Annotated in this window: 14 protein-coding genes; 13 read left to right on the top strand and 1 reads right to left on the bottom strand. The window is 67.1% G+C overall.

What is annotated here, in order from left to right; genetic code table 11:
- The first annotated feature begins 272 nt into the window (after positions 1 to 272).
- The 8 genes from pdsR to HF690_RS10280 all read left to right on the top strand — a co-directional run bounded on the left by pdsR (position 273) and on the right by HF690_RS10280 (position 8747).
- Positions 273 to 962, top strand: a complete 690-nt coding sequence (pdsR, locus tag HF690_RS10245; protein ID WP_168609381.1) for a proteobacterial dedicated sortase system response regulator — start codon at positions 273 to 275, stop codon at positions 960 to 962.
- Positions 950 to 1576: a hypothetical protein gene (locus tag HF690_RS10250; RefSeq protein WP_113063913.1), complete on the top strand. Its 627-nt coding sequence runs from the start codon at positions 950 to 952 to the stop codon at positions 1574 to 1576. Before pdsR ends, HF690_RS10250 begins: the two co-directional genes overlap by 13 nt.
- Before the next feature lie 39 nt (positions 1577 to 1615).
- A complete protein-coding gene (locus HF690_RS10255) occupies positions 1616 to 3616 on the top strand; it encodes an ATP-binding protein (RefSeq protein ID WP_113063912.1) in 2001 nt (666 codons plus the stop codon).
- Between the two features lie 204 nt (positions 3617 to 3820).
- Positions 3821 to 5593 carry a peptide-N4-asparagine amidase gene (locus HF690_RS10260; RefSeq protein WP_168609382.1) on the top strand — a complete coding sequence of 591 codons (1773 nt, stop codon included), beginning with the start codon at positions 3821 to 3823 and terminating at the stop codon, positions 5591 to 5593.
- A gap of 146 nt (positions 5594 to 5739) precedes the next feature.
- The gene (trpE, locus tag HF690_RS10265) at positions 5740 to 7215 is read left to right on the top strand and encodes an anthranilate synthase component I (RefSeq protein ID WP_425495912.1); all 1476 of its coding nucleotides are present in this window, start codon (positions 5740 to 5742) and stop codon (positions 7213 to 7215) included.
- 32 nt (positions 7216 to 7247) lie between these two features.
- Positions 7248 to 8039, top strand: coding sequence for an SIMPL domain-containing protein (locus tag HF690_RS10270; protein WP_168609384.1), 792 nt, complete (start codon positions 7248 to 7250; stop codon positions 8037 to 8039).
- Between the two features lie 74 nt (positions 8040 to 8113).
- A complete protein-coding gene (locus HF690_RS10275; RefSeq protein WP_168609385.1) occupies positions 8114 to 8437 on the top strand; it encodes a YbjQ family protein in 324 nt (107 codons plus the stop codon).
- A 10-nt stretch (positions 8438 to 8447) separates the two neighbouring features.
- Entirely contained in the window at positions 8448 to 8747 is a 300-nt protein-coding gene (locus tag HF690_RS10280; protein ID WP_113063908.1) for a hypothetical protein, read from the top strand.
- Between the two features lie 187 nt (positions 8748 to 8934).
- On the opposite strand, the gene HF690_RS10285 is transcribed toward HF690_RS10280, so the two are convergent.
- Positions 8935 to 9972 carry an aminopeptidase gene (locus HF690_RS10285; protein ID WP_168609386.1) on the bottom strand — a complete coding sequence of 346 codons (1038 nt, stop codon included), beginning with the start codon at positions 9970 to 9972 and terminating at the stop codon, positions 8935 to 8937.
- A 101-nt stretch (positions 9973 to 10073) separates the two neighbouring features.
- On the opposite strand from HF690_RS10285, the gene panE reads away from it, so the two are divergent.
- The 5 genes from panE (at position 10074) to HF690_RS10310 (ending at position 15489) form a co-directional block, all read left to right on the top strand.
- The gene (gene panE, locus HF690_RS10290; RefSeq protein ID WP_168609387.1) at positions 10074 to 11003 is read left to right on the top strand and encodes a 2-dehydropantoate 2-reductase; all 930 of its coding nucleotides are present in this window, start codon (positions 10074 to 10076) and stop codon (positions 11001 to 11003) included.
- A gap of 69 nt (positions 11004 to 11072) precedes the next feature.
- Positions 11073 to 12101 carry a 2-dehydropantoate 2-reductase gene (locus HF690_RS10295; protein ID WP_113063906.1) on the top strand — a complete coding sequence of 343 codons (1029 nt, stop codon included), beginning with the start codon at positions 11073 to 11075 and terminating at the stop codon, positions 12099 to 12101.
- 101 nt (positions 12102 to 12202) lie between these two features.
- Positions 12203 to 12568 (top strand): DUF2946 family protein, encoded by a 366-nt coding sequence (locus tag HF690_RS10300; RefSeq protein WP_168184647.1) that lies wholly within the window; start codon positions 12203 to 12205, stop codon positions 12566 to 12568.
- 69 nt (positions 12569 to 12637) lie between these two features.
- Positions 12638 to 14797, top strand: a complete 2160-nt coding sequence (locus HF690_RS10305; protein ID WP_168609388.1) for a TonB-dependent copper receptor — start codon at positions 12638 to 12640, stop codon at positions 14795 to 14797.
- A 95-nt stretch (positions 14798 to 14892) separates the two neighbouring features.
- A complete protein-coding gene (locus HF690_RS10310) occupies positions 14893 to 15489 on the top strand; it encodes an anthranilate synthase component II (RefSeq protein ID WP_113063903.1) in 597 nt (198 codons plus the stop codon).
- Positions 15490 to 15504 lie beyond the last annotated feature (15 nt).

The following is a 15504-nucleotide window of genomic DNA, read 5'->3' on the forward strand; positions in this document are numbered from 1 at the left end:
CCAGCAACAGCGCGCCGATCGCCAGGATCACGCGCAGCGGTTCGATGCCGCGTTGCAGGTCGGTGTTTTCGGTGGCGGTGGTCATGGGCATCTCCGGTGTGCTTCCTCGGTATCCATGAAAGACGTCGGCGCGGCGCGTGCGGGGACGCGATGCGGGCAATCCGCGGTCCAGATGTGGCCGAATGCGGGCAGGTGCGGTTTGCGCCTTGCGCGGGGCCGCGCGCCGTTGCAGGCTGCAAGCCAACGATCATCCATTCGCAAGGAGCCCGCTCATGGGGCGCAGCATCGCCATCGTCGAGGACGAACCGTCCATCCGCGCCAACTACGTCGAGGCGCTGACGCGTTTCGGCTACGAAGTGCGTGGCTATCCGTCGCGTCGCGACGCCTCCAGTGCGTTCGGATCGCGTCTGCCGGAGCTGGTCATTATCGATATCGGCCTCGGCGACGAACCGGAGGGCGGCTTCGATCTGTGCCGCGAACTGCGTGCAAAATCGTCGACGCTGCCGATCATCTTCCTGACCGCGCGCGATTCGGACTTCGACGTGATCTCCGGTCTGCGCCTGGGCGCCGACGACTACCTCAGCAAGGACACCAGCCTGCATCACCTGGCCGCGCGCATCGGCGCGCTGTTCCGCCGCATCGAGGCGCTGAAGACACCCGAGGCCAGCGAGACGGTGATCGAACACGGCCCGCTGAAGCTGGAATCCGAACGCATGCGCGTGACCTGGAACGACGCGGAGATTCCGCTGACCGTGACCGAGTTCTGGATGGTGCACACGCTGGTGCGCTTCCCTGGCCATGTGAAAAACCGTGACCAGCTGATGCGCGAGGCCGAACTGGTGGTCGACGACGCGACCATCACCTCGCACATCAAGCGCATCCGCAAGAAGTTCGTCGCCATCGCGCCGGACTTCGATGCCATCGAGACCGTGCACGGCGTCGGTTACCGATGGAAACCTTGAGCGCGGCGCCGCGCGCGATTCGACTCGGTTTTGCACTGCTGCTGGGTTTGTGCGCCGTTTCTGCACAGGCGGCGCCCGCATCCGGAAAGTCCGCCGTGGCCTATGGCCGAGCCGGGGACAAGTGGCCTGGCTGGTCCATCGTTACCGATGTGCCGTCGGGCTGGACGGCGGACTGCTGCGATCATGCGCGCTGGGTCGGCGTGCCGATGGTGATCTATCGCGGGGACTGGACCGGCAAGCCCGAGGGCGTGATGGTGCTGAACGTCTGGCTTTCGCACGGCCAGACCCTCGAGCAGGATCTGGACAAGGACCGGGATGAGTATCGGCGACGCGATCCGAAAGCGACCATCGCCGCGCTGTCGATGCCGACGCCCAGGGGCGTGACCTGTTCCGGCGTGCGTTACCACGGCAGCGACGGTGTCGAGGATGCCGTGATGTTCTGCGATCCGGGCCAGCGCACCGGCATCCATTACAGCTGGTCGATCAGCATCGGTGAAAAGAACCCGCAGCGTGCCGCAACGCTGAACGCGTTCGCGCAGGTGGTCGCGCATTCGCGGTACCTGCGCTACGACCCCGCTTCCGGTCCGCCGCCGGCCGAGTCCGGGAAGAAGTAAGCTGGTGAGCGATGTGATCGCGCGACGGAACCCTCCCGCATGACTTTGCGCCGCAAACTGCTTCTGGTCGCCCTGTGCACGCTGGTGCTGCCGCTGGTGGGCCTGCTCTACGTGCGGCAGATGGAGACGTTGCTGCGGCGCGGACAGGCGCAGGCACTGGCGGCCTCGGCGCATGCGCTGGCGCGTTCGCTGGTGGTGGTCGGTGCGGCATTGCCGAAGAGCAGCGGCTGGTACGTGCAGCGTCCGGTCGATGCGATCACCGTCGACGGCTACGGCGACGACTGGGGACCGATGACGCCATGGGCGCAGCCGCTGGGCGACCGCGGCCGCCTGATGCTGGCGCACGACGACGCCTGGCTGTACCTGTTCGCGTCGATCCGCGACACCACGCGCACGCGCCGCGACGCCGATGCGCCGGACGCGATGCGCGCCGATCATGTGCTGCTGACGCTGGCGCGCGGACGATTGCTGTGCACCTATCTGATCGCCAGCGCCGCGCCAGGCGGATTCTCCGCGCCGGCATTGAACGATTGCCGCGACGATGGCTTCCCCGACCACGTCAACGGCCAGTGGCAGGACGATGGCAGCGGTTATCGCATCGAGTTGCGCCTGCCGCGCTCGCTGGGCGTGAATGGCCTGGGCCTGAGCGTGCACGACGCCGATGCCGCCACGGCCGATCTGACCGAGCCGGTGCGGCCGCTGCTCAGCTATTCGCGTTCGCTGTCGGCGGAACTGGCGCAGCTGGCGCCGGACGGCGTGCAGGCGCGTCTGCTCGGCCCGCACGCGTGGCTGCTGGCGACGGCCGGCTCGCTGCGCACGCACGAGGATCCGCATCGGCGTCCGGGCTGGTTGGCCTACACCATCTACCGCCTGCTGATTGCCGCGCCGTTCGATGCGGCGCAGCCGTGGACCCAGGACGCGCCGCGCCTGGACACGCCGCAGGTGCGTGAGGCGCTGGCCGGCAAGGAGGCGATCTCGTGGACGCTCGGCGAGCAGCGCGGCAGCGTGATCCTCAGCGTCACCGTGCCGGTGCGCGACGCCCACGGCGTGTTGCGCGGCGCGTTGCAGCTCGATCAGGCCAGCTTGGCCGTGCCGCTGCTGGCCAATCGCGCGCTGTTCGCGCTGCTGCTGGCCAGTCTCGGCGTATTGCTGGCGGCCGGGCTGGTGCTGTTTGGCTTCGCCACGCGCCTGAGCATGCGTCTGGGTCGCCTGCGCGACGCCGCCGAGCGGGCGCAGGCGCGCGACGGGCGTCATTCGGGCGCGTTCCCGTCGCACGACGACACCGACGAATTGGGCGATCTGGCGCGCAGCTTCGAACGTCTGACCCAGGCGGTGGCTGGTTACACCGACTACCTGCGCACGCTGGCTTCCAAGCTCTCGCACGAACTCAACACGCCGCTGGCGATCGTGAAGTCATCGCTGGACAACCTCGAACACGCCGGCCTGCCCGAGCACGCGCGGCCTTATTTGCAGCGCGCCCGCGACGGCGTCACCCGGATGGGATCGCTGGTGCGTGCGATGAGCGAGGCCAGCCGCATGGAGCGCGCGATCGAAGCAGCCGAGGCCGAGACCTTCGATCTGCGCGAGGTCGTGCGCGGTTGCGCCGAGGGCTACCGTGAGCTGGCCGCGCCGCGCCGCATCGAGCTGGAACTGCCGGATGCGCCGGTGACGCTGCATGGCGCGCCGGAGCTGATCGCCCAGGCGCTGGACAAGCTGTTCGGCAATGCCGTGTCGTTCACGCCGGAGGACGGCTGGATTCGTCTCGGTCTGCGTGTCGAGGGCGACGAGGCGTTGCTGGAGATGGCCAACCAGGGTCCACCGTTGCCGGCGTCGATGCAGGACCGCCTGTTCGATTCGCTGGTCAGCGTACGCGAGGACCGCGGGCACGAGGGGGCCACGCATCTGGGTCTCGGTCTGTACGTGGTGCGTCTGATCGTCGAGCGCCATCAGGGCCGCGCCGAAGCGCGCAATCTCGACGACGGAAGCGGCGTGGCGTTCACGATGCGTCTGCGCGGCATGCCGCGCGAACGGCTGTCCTGACGCAGAAATCTCGGCGGCTTCACGTCGATCGCGCCACGCTTGCAGTAGGATCGAAGACTGGTCGCGGCATCGCATCCGTATGGACGTCCATGCTGCGCCGCAGGGGAGACTGAACAGGGGCGGTCTCGCATCTCGCGTGTCGACATGTCGTCGAAACGATCGGCGCATGCGCGGGCGCGCGCTTCGACACATGGAGGGATCGCCATGAGGCTGTGTCTGTCCGGTCCGCTGCGCACGGCAGCGGTGTTGCTGTTTTCCTTTGGTCTGGCTGGTGCGGTCTGCGCCGCCGGTGCGTCGTCAGACGTGTCATCCTCGCCGCCGCTGGGCGAAACGGGTGCGGTCACCGCGCTGCCCGACGTGCCGACGCCGCCGACGCGGCCGTGCGTGGTGCCGCTGTTTTCCGACGTGCAGTTCGCCAACTTCACGCCCAAGACCTTCGACTATGCGCCGCCGGCGCGCTGCCGCGGACCGTGGGCGCGCGTGGTGCTGGTGATGGACTGGTCGGTCACCGCCGGTCGCCAGTTCGACCGCACCGCGAGCCTCTGGCTGGGCGGCGTCAACGTGTACTTCGGCACCACCCAGGAGCCGTCCTCGAACATCAGCCCGCACTGGCAGATCCAGCGTGATCTGACCGACTACAGCGCGCTGCTGCGCCAGCCACAATCGGGCCGCACCATCCTCGGCAACGTCGTCAACGGCACCTACACGGGCGTCATTCACGGCAGTGCGAAATTGGTGTTCTATCCCGGACCGGCGCCGCGGGTGCCGGACATGATCGTGCCGCTATCGTCCAATCCGGACGGCGACACCATGTCGGTCAGTCCCGGCACGCCGCAGGTCGGACGCACGCTGGACCTGCCGCGCAACATGGTGGCGATCTACATGGACGTGTATGCGCAGAGTCAGGCCTCGGACGAGTTTTGGCAGTTCTGCGTGCCGGATGCCGTGGCCGACAAGCTGTCTTCCTGTGGCGGCTCCGGCTTCCGTCAGACGATGGTCTACATCGACGGCCAGCCGGCTGGCGTGGCGCCGGTGTATCCGTGGATCTACACCGGCGGCGTCAGCCCCGCGCTGTGGCGTCCGATACCGGGTGTGCAGACGCTGGATTTCCGTCCGTTCCGGGTCAACCTGACGCCGTTCGCGGCGCAGCTGGACGACGGTCAGCCGCATGCCGTTACCCTGGGCGTGACCAACACCGGCAACCACTTCTCGATGGCCGCGAATCTGCTGATCTACCGCGACCCGGCGCGCAAGGTCGTGACCGGCGCGCTGACACGCAACACGCTCGAAGCCGACCCGGCGCAGCAGGACGACATCGAGACGCTGAGCGATACGCAGACGCGCGTCAGCACCACCTCGACGCGTGATTTCAGTGTGGCTGGCTACGTGATGACCTCGCGTGGCCGCGTCGACACGCAGGTCCATCAGAAAGTCGATTTTTCCAGCGTGCAGGATTTCACCATCTCCGACACGCAGTTCCGGCAGACGCTGGATCAGCACACCAAGGTGCACGTGACCACACGCGTTGGCGGCCTCGGCCCGGCGCACGTCACCACGCGCGAGATCGCCTTCCCGCTGTACTTCGACTACAACGACTACGTCGGCAGCGACGGGCTGGAGCGGCTGGCGATGCAGGTCGATCAGTCCTTCGACCGCACGCGGCGCAGCCAGCAGGGTCGGCGCGTGGTGTTCAGCGATCATCTGCACAACGAGGTGACGCCTTCGGTGCAGTACAACTTCGATGCATCGGGCAATCTGGCCAGCGTGTCGCCGTGGACCGGCGCGCAGCACGTCCATTACGACAACAGCCTCGGGCAGTGCTTCGACCGCCGGCTGACCAGCGACACCTACGATCTGCTGGACGTGACGGACGGCGAGGGCTGCGGCGGCCACAACCGCTACCGCTGGACGCCCTTGATGAACCTCGGTGGCGGCTTCTTCACCATCGGCAACGAGGATGCGCTGTGGCGCTGGTGAGGATCTGACGCGGGACCGCGCTTCCGCAGTCTTTGCAGCGGAAGCGCGGATGCGGCCGGCGGCGCGGCTTATGCCGCCTGCTGCTGTCCCCGCACCGGCGCGGCCTGCTATCTTGCCGCGATCCCTTGCCCAGTCATGCCATGCCCGTGATCACCCAGGACGAATTCAACGCGCTCGCCGACGCCGGCCACACCCGTATTCCGGTGGTGCGCGAGGTGCTTTCCGATCTGGATACGCCGCTGTCGGTGTATCAGAAACTGGCCGACGGCCCGTACACCTTCCTGTTCGAGTCGGTCGAGGGCGGCGAGAACTGGGGACGCTATTCCATCATCGGTCTGCCGGCCAAGCGCGTGTTCAAGCTGCGCGCGAACACGCTGGAGGTCGAGGACTTCGGCGAAGTGGTCGAGACCCGCGAGCTGGACGATCCGCTGGCCGAGATCGAGGCGCTGCGTACCAGTTACGACGTGCCGCGCCTGCCGGACTTGCCGGCCTTCACCGGCGGCCTGGTCGGCTACTTCGGCTTCGAGACCATCGGCTACATCGAACCGCGCCTGGCGCAGTGGGATCGCCCGGACGAGCTGGGCACGCCCGACGTGCTGCTGATGCTGGCCGAGGAGCTGGCGGTGTTCGACAGCCTGAAAGGGCGTCTGTACCTGATCGTGCACGCCGATCCGTCGCAGCCACAGGCCTGGGCGCGCGCGCAGCGGCGACTGGAGGAGCTGACCTTCCGCCTGCGCCACTCCGGCTCGACCTATCCGGAGAATCTGCACCCCGAACCGCTGGCTGAGAGCGACTTCAAGTCCTCGTTCACGCGCGCCGAGTTCGAGGCCATGGTCGAGACGGCCAAGGAATACATCCGCGCCGGCGACATCTTCCAGGTGGTGCCGTCGCAGCGTCTGTCGGTGCCGTTCCATGCGCGTCCGGTCGACGTCTACCGCGCGTTGCGCGCGCTCAATCCGTCGCCGTACATGTATTTTCTGGACCTTGGCGCGACGCAGATCGTCGGTTCCTCGCCGGAGATCCTGGCGCGGCTCAAGGACGGCAAGGTCGTGGTACGCCCGCTGGCCGGCACCCGCAAGCGCGGCGCCACGGACGAAGAGGACAAGGCGCTGGAAGCCGAACTGCTGGCCGATCCCAAGGAACGCGCCGAGCACGTCATGCTGATCGACCTGGGCCGCAACGACGTCGGCCGCGTCAGCGTCGACGGCAGCGTGGAAGTATCCGACGCCTTCAGCATCGAGCGCTATTCGCACGTCATGCATATCGTCTCGGAAGTGCAGGGCACGGTGCGCGACGGCATCGGCTACATGGACGTGCTCAAGGCCGCGTTCCCGGCCGGCACGCTGAGCGGCGCGCCGAAGATTCGTGCGCTGGAGATCATCCAGGAACTGGAACCGTACAAGCGCAACATCTACGCCGGCGCGATCGGCTGGATCGGCTGGTGGGGCGACGCCGACACCGCCATCGCCATCCGCACCGCCGTCATCCACGACGGCCGCCTGCACGTGCAGGCCGGCGCCGGCATCGTCTACGACTCCGATCCCGCCGCCGAGTGGGAAGAGACCATGAACAAGGGTCGCGCCCTGTTCCGCGCAGTGGCGCAGGCGGCGGAAGGGTTGTAGCTTCGTCGCATCGCCCAGGGGAGGGAACGACGATGAAACGATGGATCTTCGTGCTGGCCGCGCTGGCACTGCCGGCGTTCGCGCAGGCGCAGATGCATGCGCTACCGGATGCGCCGCATCTGCTGGTCAAGGGTCACGCCGAGGGCAGCTATATCCCGGACCGGTTTACGGTCAATTTGCACGTCACCGCGACCGATCCGTCGCCGGGCCAGGCGCGTGCTCAGGTCGAGCAACGCATCGGCCAGCTTTTCACGTCCATCGACAAGCACGGCGCGATCAGCGATCTCACGCGCGCCAGCAGCCTGTCGATGAGCGAGGCCACGCACTACGACGAAGGCAAGCAGGTACATGACGGTACCGAGGTCGATCGTGAGGTTTCGGTGACGTTTGATAGTCTCGATAAAATGAAGCGCTTCGTCAGCGATCTGCCGGCAAGCAAGGACGTGTTGGTGCAGTCCACAAGCGTGGATCGTAGCGATCGTGCTTCGCTGATGATGAAACTGCGCGCGCGCGCCATTGCCAACTCAAAACTTGCGGCGCAGCAATTGGCGAAAGCCTACGGGGTGCGTATCCGTGGCGTGTACAGCATTTCCGAGGTCGCGCCGAATTTCAGCTACGGCGTGCAGGCGGGTACCTGGAATGCCGAAGTAGGTTTCGCAGGCAATGCGCTGCCTGCGCCGCCCCCCGTGGCGCGAGGTGCGCTGCCTTCCGTGGATGTGGCGGGCGTACCCACGCATCTGCGTACTGGTTCGATCATGCTCAGTCAAGACATGTATGCCGTCTACATGATCGCGGTCGGGGATGCGGGTAGCGTATCCCCTTGATCTAGTCGTTCGAGCCGAATCGACTTTACGATGTCGGGCGAAGCAACGGCGCCCATACCGATAGGAGAGCAACGATGCTGGTCGTCACCACCGAAAACGTCCCCGGCAAACGGGTACGCGAAGTGAAGGGGCAGGTGTTCGGCGTGGTGGTGCGCAGCCGTGGCATCGGCGGCAACATCATGGCCGGCCTGCGCTCGCTGGTCGGCGGCGAGATTCACGAGTACACCTCGCTGCTGGAAGAGGCGCGCCGGCACGCGCTGGACCGTCTGGTCACCAACGCCGCTGCGATGGGCGCGAACGCGGTGGTGATGATGCGCTACGACTCCTCCGAAATCGGGCAGACCATGAGCGAGATCGTCGCCTACGGCACCGCGGTGGTGCTCGAACCAGACGCCTGAGGACTCGGCCATGCTGCGTACCGTCCTGCTGACGCTCGGCGTGCTGTGCCTGCTCGGTGCGCTGGGCGTGTTGTTGACCAGCCAGGGATTGCACGCGCTGCCGTGGCTGCTCTACGGCGCGCTGGTGCTGGGCGCGGGCGTGGCGTTCGAGAGCTGGCGCTACAAGCGCATCGGTCCGAAGCGCATCGAGGCGCACTGGCAGGACACCGGCGAGCGCTTCGTCGATCCCGAGACCGGCGTCATCACGGCGGTGTACTTCGATCCGCGCACGGCGGAACGGCACTACGTGGCGCAGGACGGGCCGCGATAGTAATCGTCGCCGCGGTCTGCACTTGGTGCATCGGCGCAGCATTCGTCGGGATGGATGTCGCTGAAAGTTGGAGTCCGGCGATTTTCCCGCCGGCGGCATGCGAAGTCGCGGGGTCCCGGTGTTCGCTCGGATGATTCCCGGAGGGAATGCGTGCGTCACACGCCGAGAGAGCCTTTCGAGGCTTAACTCAAGAATGTGTGCGCAGTGCGTCCAGTTTCGCGTGGCGCTGCGCTGCGGGCAGTTTCGAAAGCGCCCGCACGGCGGCGAAGAACGCGGGCCAGTCGCCGTGCACCTGCGCGAACAGCGTGGCAAAGGCAGGCACGTCGCGATCGTAGAGCGCGAACGGCAGTAGCGCGGCGTTGTTCAGCGGTTGTGCCATCCAGGCGTCGTAGTCGGCGTGATCGCGCCACGGGCCAGCGCGCAGTGTGCGGTAGCGCGTGCGCAGTTCGGTGAAGGCCGCCTTTTTCAGGCGTCGCTTCTCGGCATCGCTGCGGTCGCTGGCGTACAGTTTCACCAGTTGTTCGCGCGTTCTCAGAAGAAGTCGGGTGAAACGCTCCGCGCGCTGCGTCGCGCCGGGATTGGACGGCGCCAGATGCTCGGCAGCGTGCCACTGCCGCAGACCCTCGCGTTGCACGAAGGTGGCGAAGGCCTCGTTGAAGGCGGTGTCGCCCTTCACGTACAGCTTCTGGTGCGCCAGTTCGTGGAAGATCGTGCCGACCAGCTCGTCGTCGCTCCAGCGGTTCATGCTCGACAGAATCGGGTCGGCGAAGTGGCCGAGCGTGGAATAGGCGGGCACGCCGCCGATGTAGACGTCGTCGCCCTTGACGCGCAGGCGCCCGGCTTCGGCTTCGGCGCGTGTCTTCTTGTAGTAGCCGCGGTAGGCCACGCAGCCGGCGATCGGGAAACAGTGCGTGATCGGTCGCATCGACAGCGGCGGCGTAGCGAACACGTTGTACATCACGAACGGTCGACCGATGTCGGCGTACAGCGTGTAGCTGCGGTTGCGCGGCAGGTCGAGGCGGTCGGAGGCGAACGCGCGGGCGCGCAGCGCCAGCCGCAGGCGGGCTTTCAGCGCCGGGTCGGTGCCGGGAGCGTCGAGCACCTTGCGGATGGGTTCGCGGCGCATCAGCAGGCGGGTCTCGCCGGTGGCCAGGTGCAGGTAGTAGCAGCCGCTCAGCAGCAGGGCGAGGGACAGCAGCAGGAGCGGGCGCAGCACACGGGGCATGCGCCTATTGTCCGACAAAGCGCCGATGCTGTCCGGCGGCGTCCACGACAGGGCCGGTCGCGGTATGGTGTGCGCGAATGCGAACGCTTGGAGACTGTGCAATGCGAATTCTGGTCCTCGGTGCCGGCGGGACGGGTGGCTATTTCGGCAGCCGGCTGCTGGCCGCGGGTCGCGACGTGACCTTTCTGGTGCGGCCGCGCCGCGCCGCGCTGCTGGCCGAGCGCGGGCTGCATGTGCGCAGCCCCGTGGGCCATCTTGATCTGCCCGCGCCGCCGACGGTGACGGCCGATGCGCTGGATGCGCCGTTCGATCTGATTCTGCTCAGCTGCAAGGCCTACGATCTCGACAGCGCCATGGACGCGTTCGCACCGGCGGTCGGTCCGCATACGCGCATTCTGCCGCTGCTGAATGGAATGCGGCATCTGGAGGTGCTGCGCGAGCGGTTCGGCCACGAAGCGGTGCTGGGCGGCCTGTGCCTGATTTCCGCCGCGCTCGATGCGGAGGGGCGGATCCAGCATTTTGCGCCTGCCCACAAACTGGTCTTCGGCGAACTGGATCCGCAGGCCACGTCGTCCGAGCCGGCCGTGCTGAAGGTGCTCGACGACGCCGGCTTCGACGTGCGGTTGAGCGAAAACATCCGCCAGGAAATGTGGGAGAAGTGGGTGCTGATCGCCAACCTCGCCGGCATCACCTGCCTGATGCGCGCTTCGGTCGGCGACATCATCGCGGCCGGCGCCGGGGATCTGGCGCTGAAGCTCTGGGACGAATGCGCTGCTGTCGCCACGCAGTGCGGATATCCACCGGGCGAGGAAGCCACGCAGCGGGTGCGCCGGATCATCACGGACGTCGACTCGGTGCTGATGGCGTCGATGCTGCGCGATGTCGAGAGCGGCAGCCGCACCGAGGGCGATCATATCCTCGGCGATCTGCTGCGTCGCGGCGGCGAGGGCAATTATCCGGTGCTGCGCGCCGCGCATTTGCACGTGAGGGCCTACGAGGCGCGTCGCGAACGGGTCACGCAGGGCAAGTGACGGCGGGCTCGGCGCCGCCACGCACACAGGTACGCTAGGCTGTCGGCACCCGGTACGAGCGCGCAAGCCATGAACGAGCCGCATCCCGAGATTGCCGTGATCGGCGCTGGCAGCATCGGCTGCTTCGTGGGCGGTCATCTGGGCATGCAGACGCGGGTGCGGTTGGTGGGACGCGAGCGCGTGCGCGCCGTGATTGCCGAACATGGCATGCGTCTGACCGATCTGGATGGCGGGCGCGTCGAACGCTTGCCGCAGGATCTGGACTACGTCACCGACATCACGGTCGCGCGCACCGCGGAACTGGTGCTGATCACGGTCAAGTCCGACGACACGCCCGCGGTGGCGCAGGCGCTAGCGCCCGTGCTGCGCGAGAGCGCCGTGGTGCTCAGTCTGCAGAACGGCCTGCAGAACGTGCCTGTGCTGCGCGAGGCGCTGCCGAAGTGCACGGTCCTGGCTGGCATGGTGCCTTTCAATGTGTTGCACCGTGGACACGGCCGGCTGCATCGCGCCTCGGCCGGCACGCTCATGGCCGAGCGGCATGCCGCGCTGGCGCCGTTCGCGGCGACCTTTGCAGCCTGTGGTCTGCCGCTGGAACTGCGCGATGACATGCGCGAAGTGCAGTGGGCCAAGCTGCTGCTCAATCTCAACAATGGCGTCAACGCGCTGTCGGACTTGCCGTTGCGCGAGGAGCTGGCGCTGCGCGACTACCGCAGATGCCTGGCGTTGCTGCAGGACGAGGCGCTGCGCGCGCTGAAGGCGGCGGGTATCCGCCCCGCGCGCCTGACGCCGTTGCCGGCGCGCTGGTTGCCCACGCTGTTGCGTGCGCCGGATGCCGTGTTCGGCTTGCTGGCGCAGCGCCTGCTGGCGATCGATCCGTTGGCGCGTTCCTCGACCTGGGAAGACCTGGCCGCGGGCCGGCGCACCGAAATCGAGCACATCAACGGTGAGGTGGTCCGTCTGGCCTCGCGACAAGGAATGCCCGCACCGGCCAATGCGCGGCTGTTGGCGTTGGTGCACGAAGCCGAACAGGGCGATCGTCGCATCTGGCGTCGCAGCGAGCTTTGGGACGAACTGCGCACCGCAGCGGAGTCGCGCTAGCCTGTTTTCGCGACACGATGTCACAGGCGAACGAAACCGAGGCGTGCGATCCTTCTGTCGCCGCACGTGACTGCGGCATGTGGCTTTCCGGGGTTCGCTGCTTGATCTTCTCGCGCCGACAATTCCGTGTGCTGGCTTGGCTGTGCCTGTCCGCGCTCGTCCTGACTGCGGTCGCGCCCGTGGTTTCGCGGGTGCTCATGCCGCCGATGACGATGGCCGCGGACTGCGGTCCGACGGTCGGCCACACGGCATCCGAAGGACACGGCACGCCGCATGGCGCGCCGCTGGATGCTTGCGCGTACTGCAGCCTGTTCTGCCACATTCCGCTGCAGGTGGGTGTGCCGCCGGCACTCGTGCTGGCCGCGCCGCTGCCGCCGCTGCCGCCAGCCGGTCCGGCACCGCTCGTCGACACGCCGTATTCCATCCTTGCTTCGCATCCTCGGGGACCGCCGCAGGCGCAGGCCTGATTGCTGTCTCCACACCGCGCAGGGCCGATGGCCGTGCGCGGCGATGCGTATTGTTTGCAGGATGAATCCATGTTTCCTCTTTCCCCGAAAGGGCGTGCCTGCGCGCGCCGTACTCTCGCGGCCGGCATTGCGCTGGCCCTGACTTTTCCTCTTGCCGTCTCGGCAGCGCCTTCGCAGCCTGCGTCGCACAAGCACGATGCCAAAACCGATCGGGCCCAGGCGCTGCAGCCGGTGGTCGTGACCGCACCGATGCAGGATGCGCCGCTGACCGTGACGCTCGATCCGAAGGCGGCGCACCAGCCGGTGCCGGCCAGCGACGGCGCGGACCTGCTGAAGACCGTTCCCGGCTTCGACACCATCCGCAAGGGCGGCAGCAACGGCGATCCGGTGCTGCGCGGCATGGTCGGTTCGCGCCTGAACATTCTCGTAGACGGCGGCCAGATCGCCGGTGGCTGTCCGTCGCGCATGGACCCGCCGACGGCCTACATTGCGCCCGAGCTGTACGACAAGGTGACCATCATCAAGGGGCCGGAAACCGTGCTCTACGGTCCCGGCAACTCGGCCGGCACGGTGCTTTTCCAGCGCGAGCATGAGCGCTACGACGAACCCGGCTGGTCGTTCGACGGCAGCCTGCTGGGCGGCACGCGCGGGCGCAACGATCAGATGGTCGACCTGCGCGCCGGTACGCCGCAAGGCTATCTGGAGGTGGCCGCCAATCACACGCGCGCCGGCGACTACGAGGACGGCTCCGGGCATCGTGTGCACAGCCGCTACGAGCGCTGGAACGTCGACACCACACTCGGCTGGACGCCCAGCGACGATACCCGCGTGGAGCTCACGGCCGGTCGCGGTAATGGTCAGGCCGCGTATGCGTTCAGCGGCATGGACGGCGCGCAGTTTCTGCGCAAGAGCGCGGCACTGCACGTGGTGCAGAAGCACCTGAGCACGCATTTCACCAAGCTGGATGCCCGCGTGTACACCAACTATGCCGATCACGTGATGGACAACTTCACGCTGCGCCATCCCGATCCGAACAGCCGGATGCCGATGGCCATGGCCAGCAATGTCGATCGGCGCACGGTCGGTGGTCGCCTGGCCGGCACTTTCGAGTGGAGTGACGACGTGCGTCTGACGGCCGGCTTCGATGGTTCCGGCAATGTGCACAGCGCGCGCAACGGCGGCCCGCCGGGCAGCATGAACTACTACAAGGAGCTGCCGCGAGTCCGCGATGCCCGCATCGAGACGGCCGGGGCGTTCGCCGAGCTGCACTGGGACCTGACGGAGCGGCAGCGACTGATTTCCGGTGCGCGTCTGGACCGCGCGCATGCGCACGGTTATCACCTGAAGGCCGATGGCATGTCGTCCGGCATGGCTGGCATGACCTCGAGCACGGCCATGAGCGGCGGTATGGGCATGATGATGGATGCCACGCCCACGGTCGCGGCCAGCCGCAGCGACACGCTGCCGTCGGGCTTCGTCCGCTACGAGCGCGATCTGGCCTCTGCGCCCGCTACCTTCTATGCCGGCATCGGCCATGTCGAGCGCTTCCCGGATTACTGGGAACTGTTCGGCCAGCACGTCGACACGTCGCGGAGCGCCTTCCTGCACACGCGCCCGGAACGCACCACCCAGCTCGACATCGGCCTGCAATATCGCGATGCACGCACCAAGGCGTGGGTCTCCGGTTATTACGGCGCGATCGCGGATTTCATCCTGATCCATTACCCCACGGGCATGACCACCGGCGCGGTGCGCAACGTCGACGCACGCATCGCCGGCGGCGAGGCCGGAGTCACCCATGCGCTGACGAAGCGCTGGAAAGTCGATGCCACGCTGGCCTATGCCTGGGGTGCAAACCGCACCGAGCATCGCCCGCTACCGCAGATGCCGCCGCTGGATCTGAAGCTGGGTCTGACCTACGACACCGGGAAATGGTCGGTCGGCGGGCTGTGGCGCGGCGTGGTCGCGCAGCACCGCGTGGCGGTGGGCGAGGGCAACATCGTCGGCCAGGATCTCGGTCCGACGCCCGGTTTTGCCGTGTTCTCGCTTAACGGCGGCGTTCGCCTCGACGATGCACTGACGCTCAGCGCGGGCATCGACAACCTGTTCAACCGCACCTACGCCGAGCACATCAACGCGTCGTCGGTGGAATTGGCCGGTTACGTCAATACGGTGCGCGTGAACGAGCCGGGTCGCACGGCCTGGATCAAGCTGGCGGTACACATGTAGCGCTCATGACCAGTCGTCAGGTGACGGCGGCGCATGCGGCCGTCACAATAGGGCGCCCTGGCGGCGCCCGTGCCGCTCCATCGAGGACATGCTCCGTGCTGTTGATGATCGACAACTACGACAGTTTCACCTGGAACCTGGTGCAGTACCTGGGCGAGCTGGGCCAGCCGGTGAAGGTGGTGCGCAACGATGCGCTCGATGTCGACGGCATCCGCGCGCTCAAGCCCTCGCGCATCATGATCTCGCCCGGGCCGGGTACACCCGACGACGCCGGCGTGTCGCTGGCGGCGATCGAGCAGCTTGGCGCGGAGATTCCGATCTTCGGCGTGTGCCTGGGCCATCAGTCCATCGGCCAGATCTACGGCGGGGAAGTAGTGCGTGCCAAGCAGATCATGCACGGCAAGACCTCGCCGGTGCGCCACCGCGGCCAGGGCGTGTTCGCCGGGCTGCCGGACCCGCTGGAGGCCACGCGCTACCATTCGCTGGTGGTGGCGCCGGATTCGGTGCCGGACTGTCTGGAGATCACGGCCTGGACCGAAAACCCCGATGGCAGCCTGGACGAGATCATGGGTCTCCGGCACAAGACGCTGCCGGTCGAGGGCGTGCAGTTCCACCCGGAGTCGATCCTGACCCGTCAGGGGCATGATCTGCTGCGCAATTTCCTCGGTTTGCCGCTGCCCAAGGCAGCCTGACACAAATACGTACAC

The organism is Oleiagrimonas citrea (genome assembly GCF_012395255.1).
Lineage (GTDB): Bacteria > Pseudomonadota > Gammaproteobacteria > Xanthomonadales > Rhodanobacteraceae > Oleiagrimonas > Oleiagrimonas citrea.

Bases quoted from the DNA above. Each gene is read 5' to 3' on its own strand.
- pdsR (WP_168609381.1), top strand. From the start codon at position 273: ATGGGGCGCAGCATCGCCATCGTCGAGGACGAACCGTCCATCCGCGCC.
- HF690_RS10250 (WP_113063913.1), top strand. From the start codon at position 950: ATGGAAACCTTGAGCGCGGCGCCGCGCGCGATTCGACTCGGTTTTGCA.
- HF690_RS10255 (WP_113063912.1), top strand. From the start codon at position 1,616: ATGACTTTGCGCCGCAAACTGCTTCTGGTCGCCCTGTGCACGCTGGTG.
- HF690_RS10260 (WP_168609382.1), top strand. From the start codon at position 3,821: ATGAGGCTGTGTCTGTCCGGTCCGCTGCGCACGGCAGCGGTGTTGCTG.
- HF690_RS10270 (WP_168609384.1), top strand. From the start codon at position 7,248: ATGAAACGATGGATCTTCGTGCTGGCCGCGCTGGCACTGCCGGCGTTC.
- HF690_RS10275 (WP_168609385.1), top strand. From the start codon at position 8,114: ATGCTGGTCGTCACCACCGAAAACGTCCCCGGCAAACGGGTACGCGAA.
- HF690_RS10280 (WP_113063908.1), top strand. From the start codon at position 8,448: ATGCTGCGTACCGTCCTGCTGACGCTCGGCGTGCTGTGCCTGCTCGGT.
- HF690_RS10285 (WP_168609386.1), bottom strand. From the start codon at position 9,972: ATGCCCCGTGTGCTGCGCCCGCTCCTGCTGCTGTCCCTCGCCCTGCTG.
- panE (WP_168609387.1), top strand. From the start codon at position 10,074: ATGCGAATTCTGGTCCTCGGTGCCGGCGGGACGGGTGGCTATTTCGGC.
- HF690_RS10295 (WP_113063906.1), top strand. From the start codon at position 11,073: ATGAACGAGCCGCATCCCGAGATTGCCGTGATCGGCGCTGGCAGCATC.
- HF690_RS10305 (WP_168609388.1), top strand. From the start codon at position 12,638: ATGTTTCCTCTTTCCCCGAAAGGGCGTGCCTGCGCGCGCCGTACTCTC.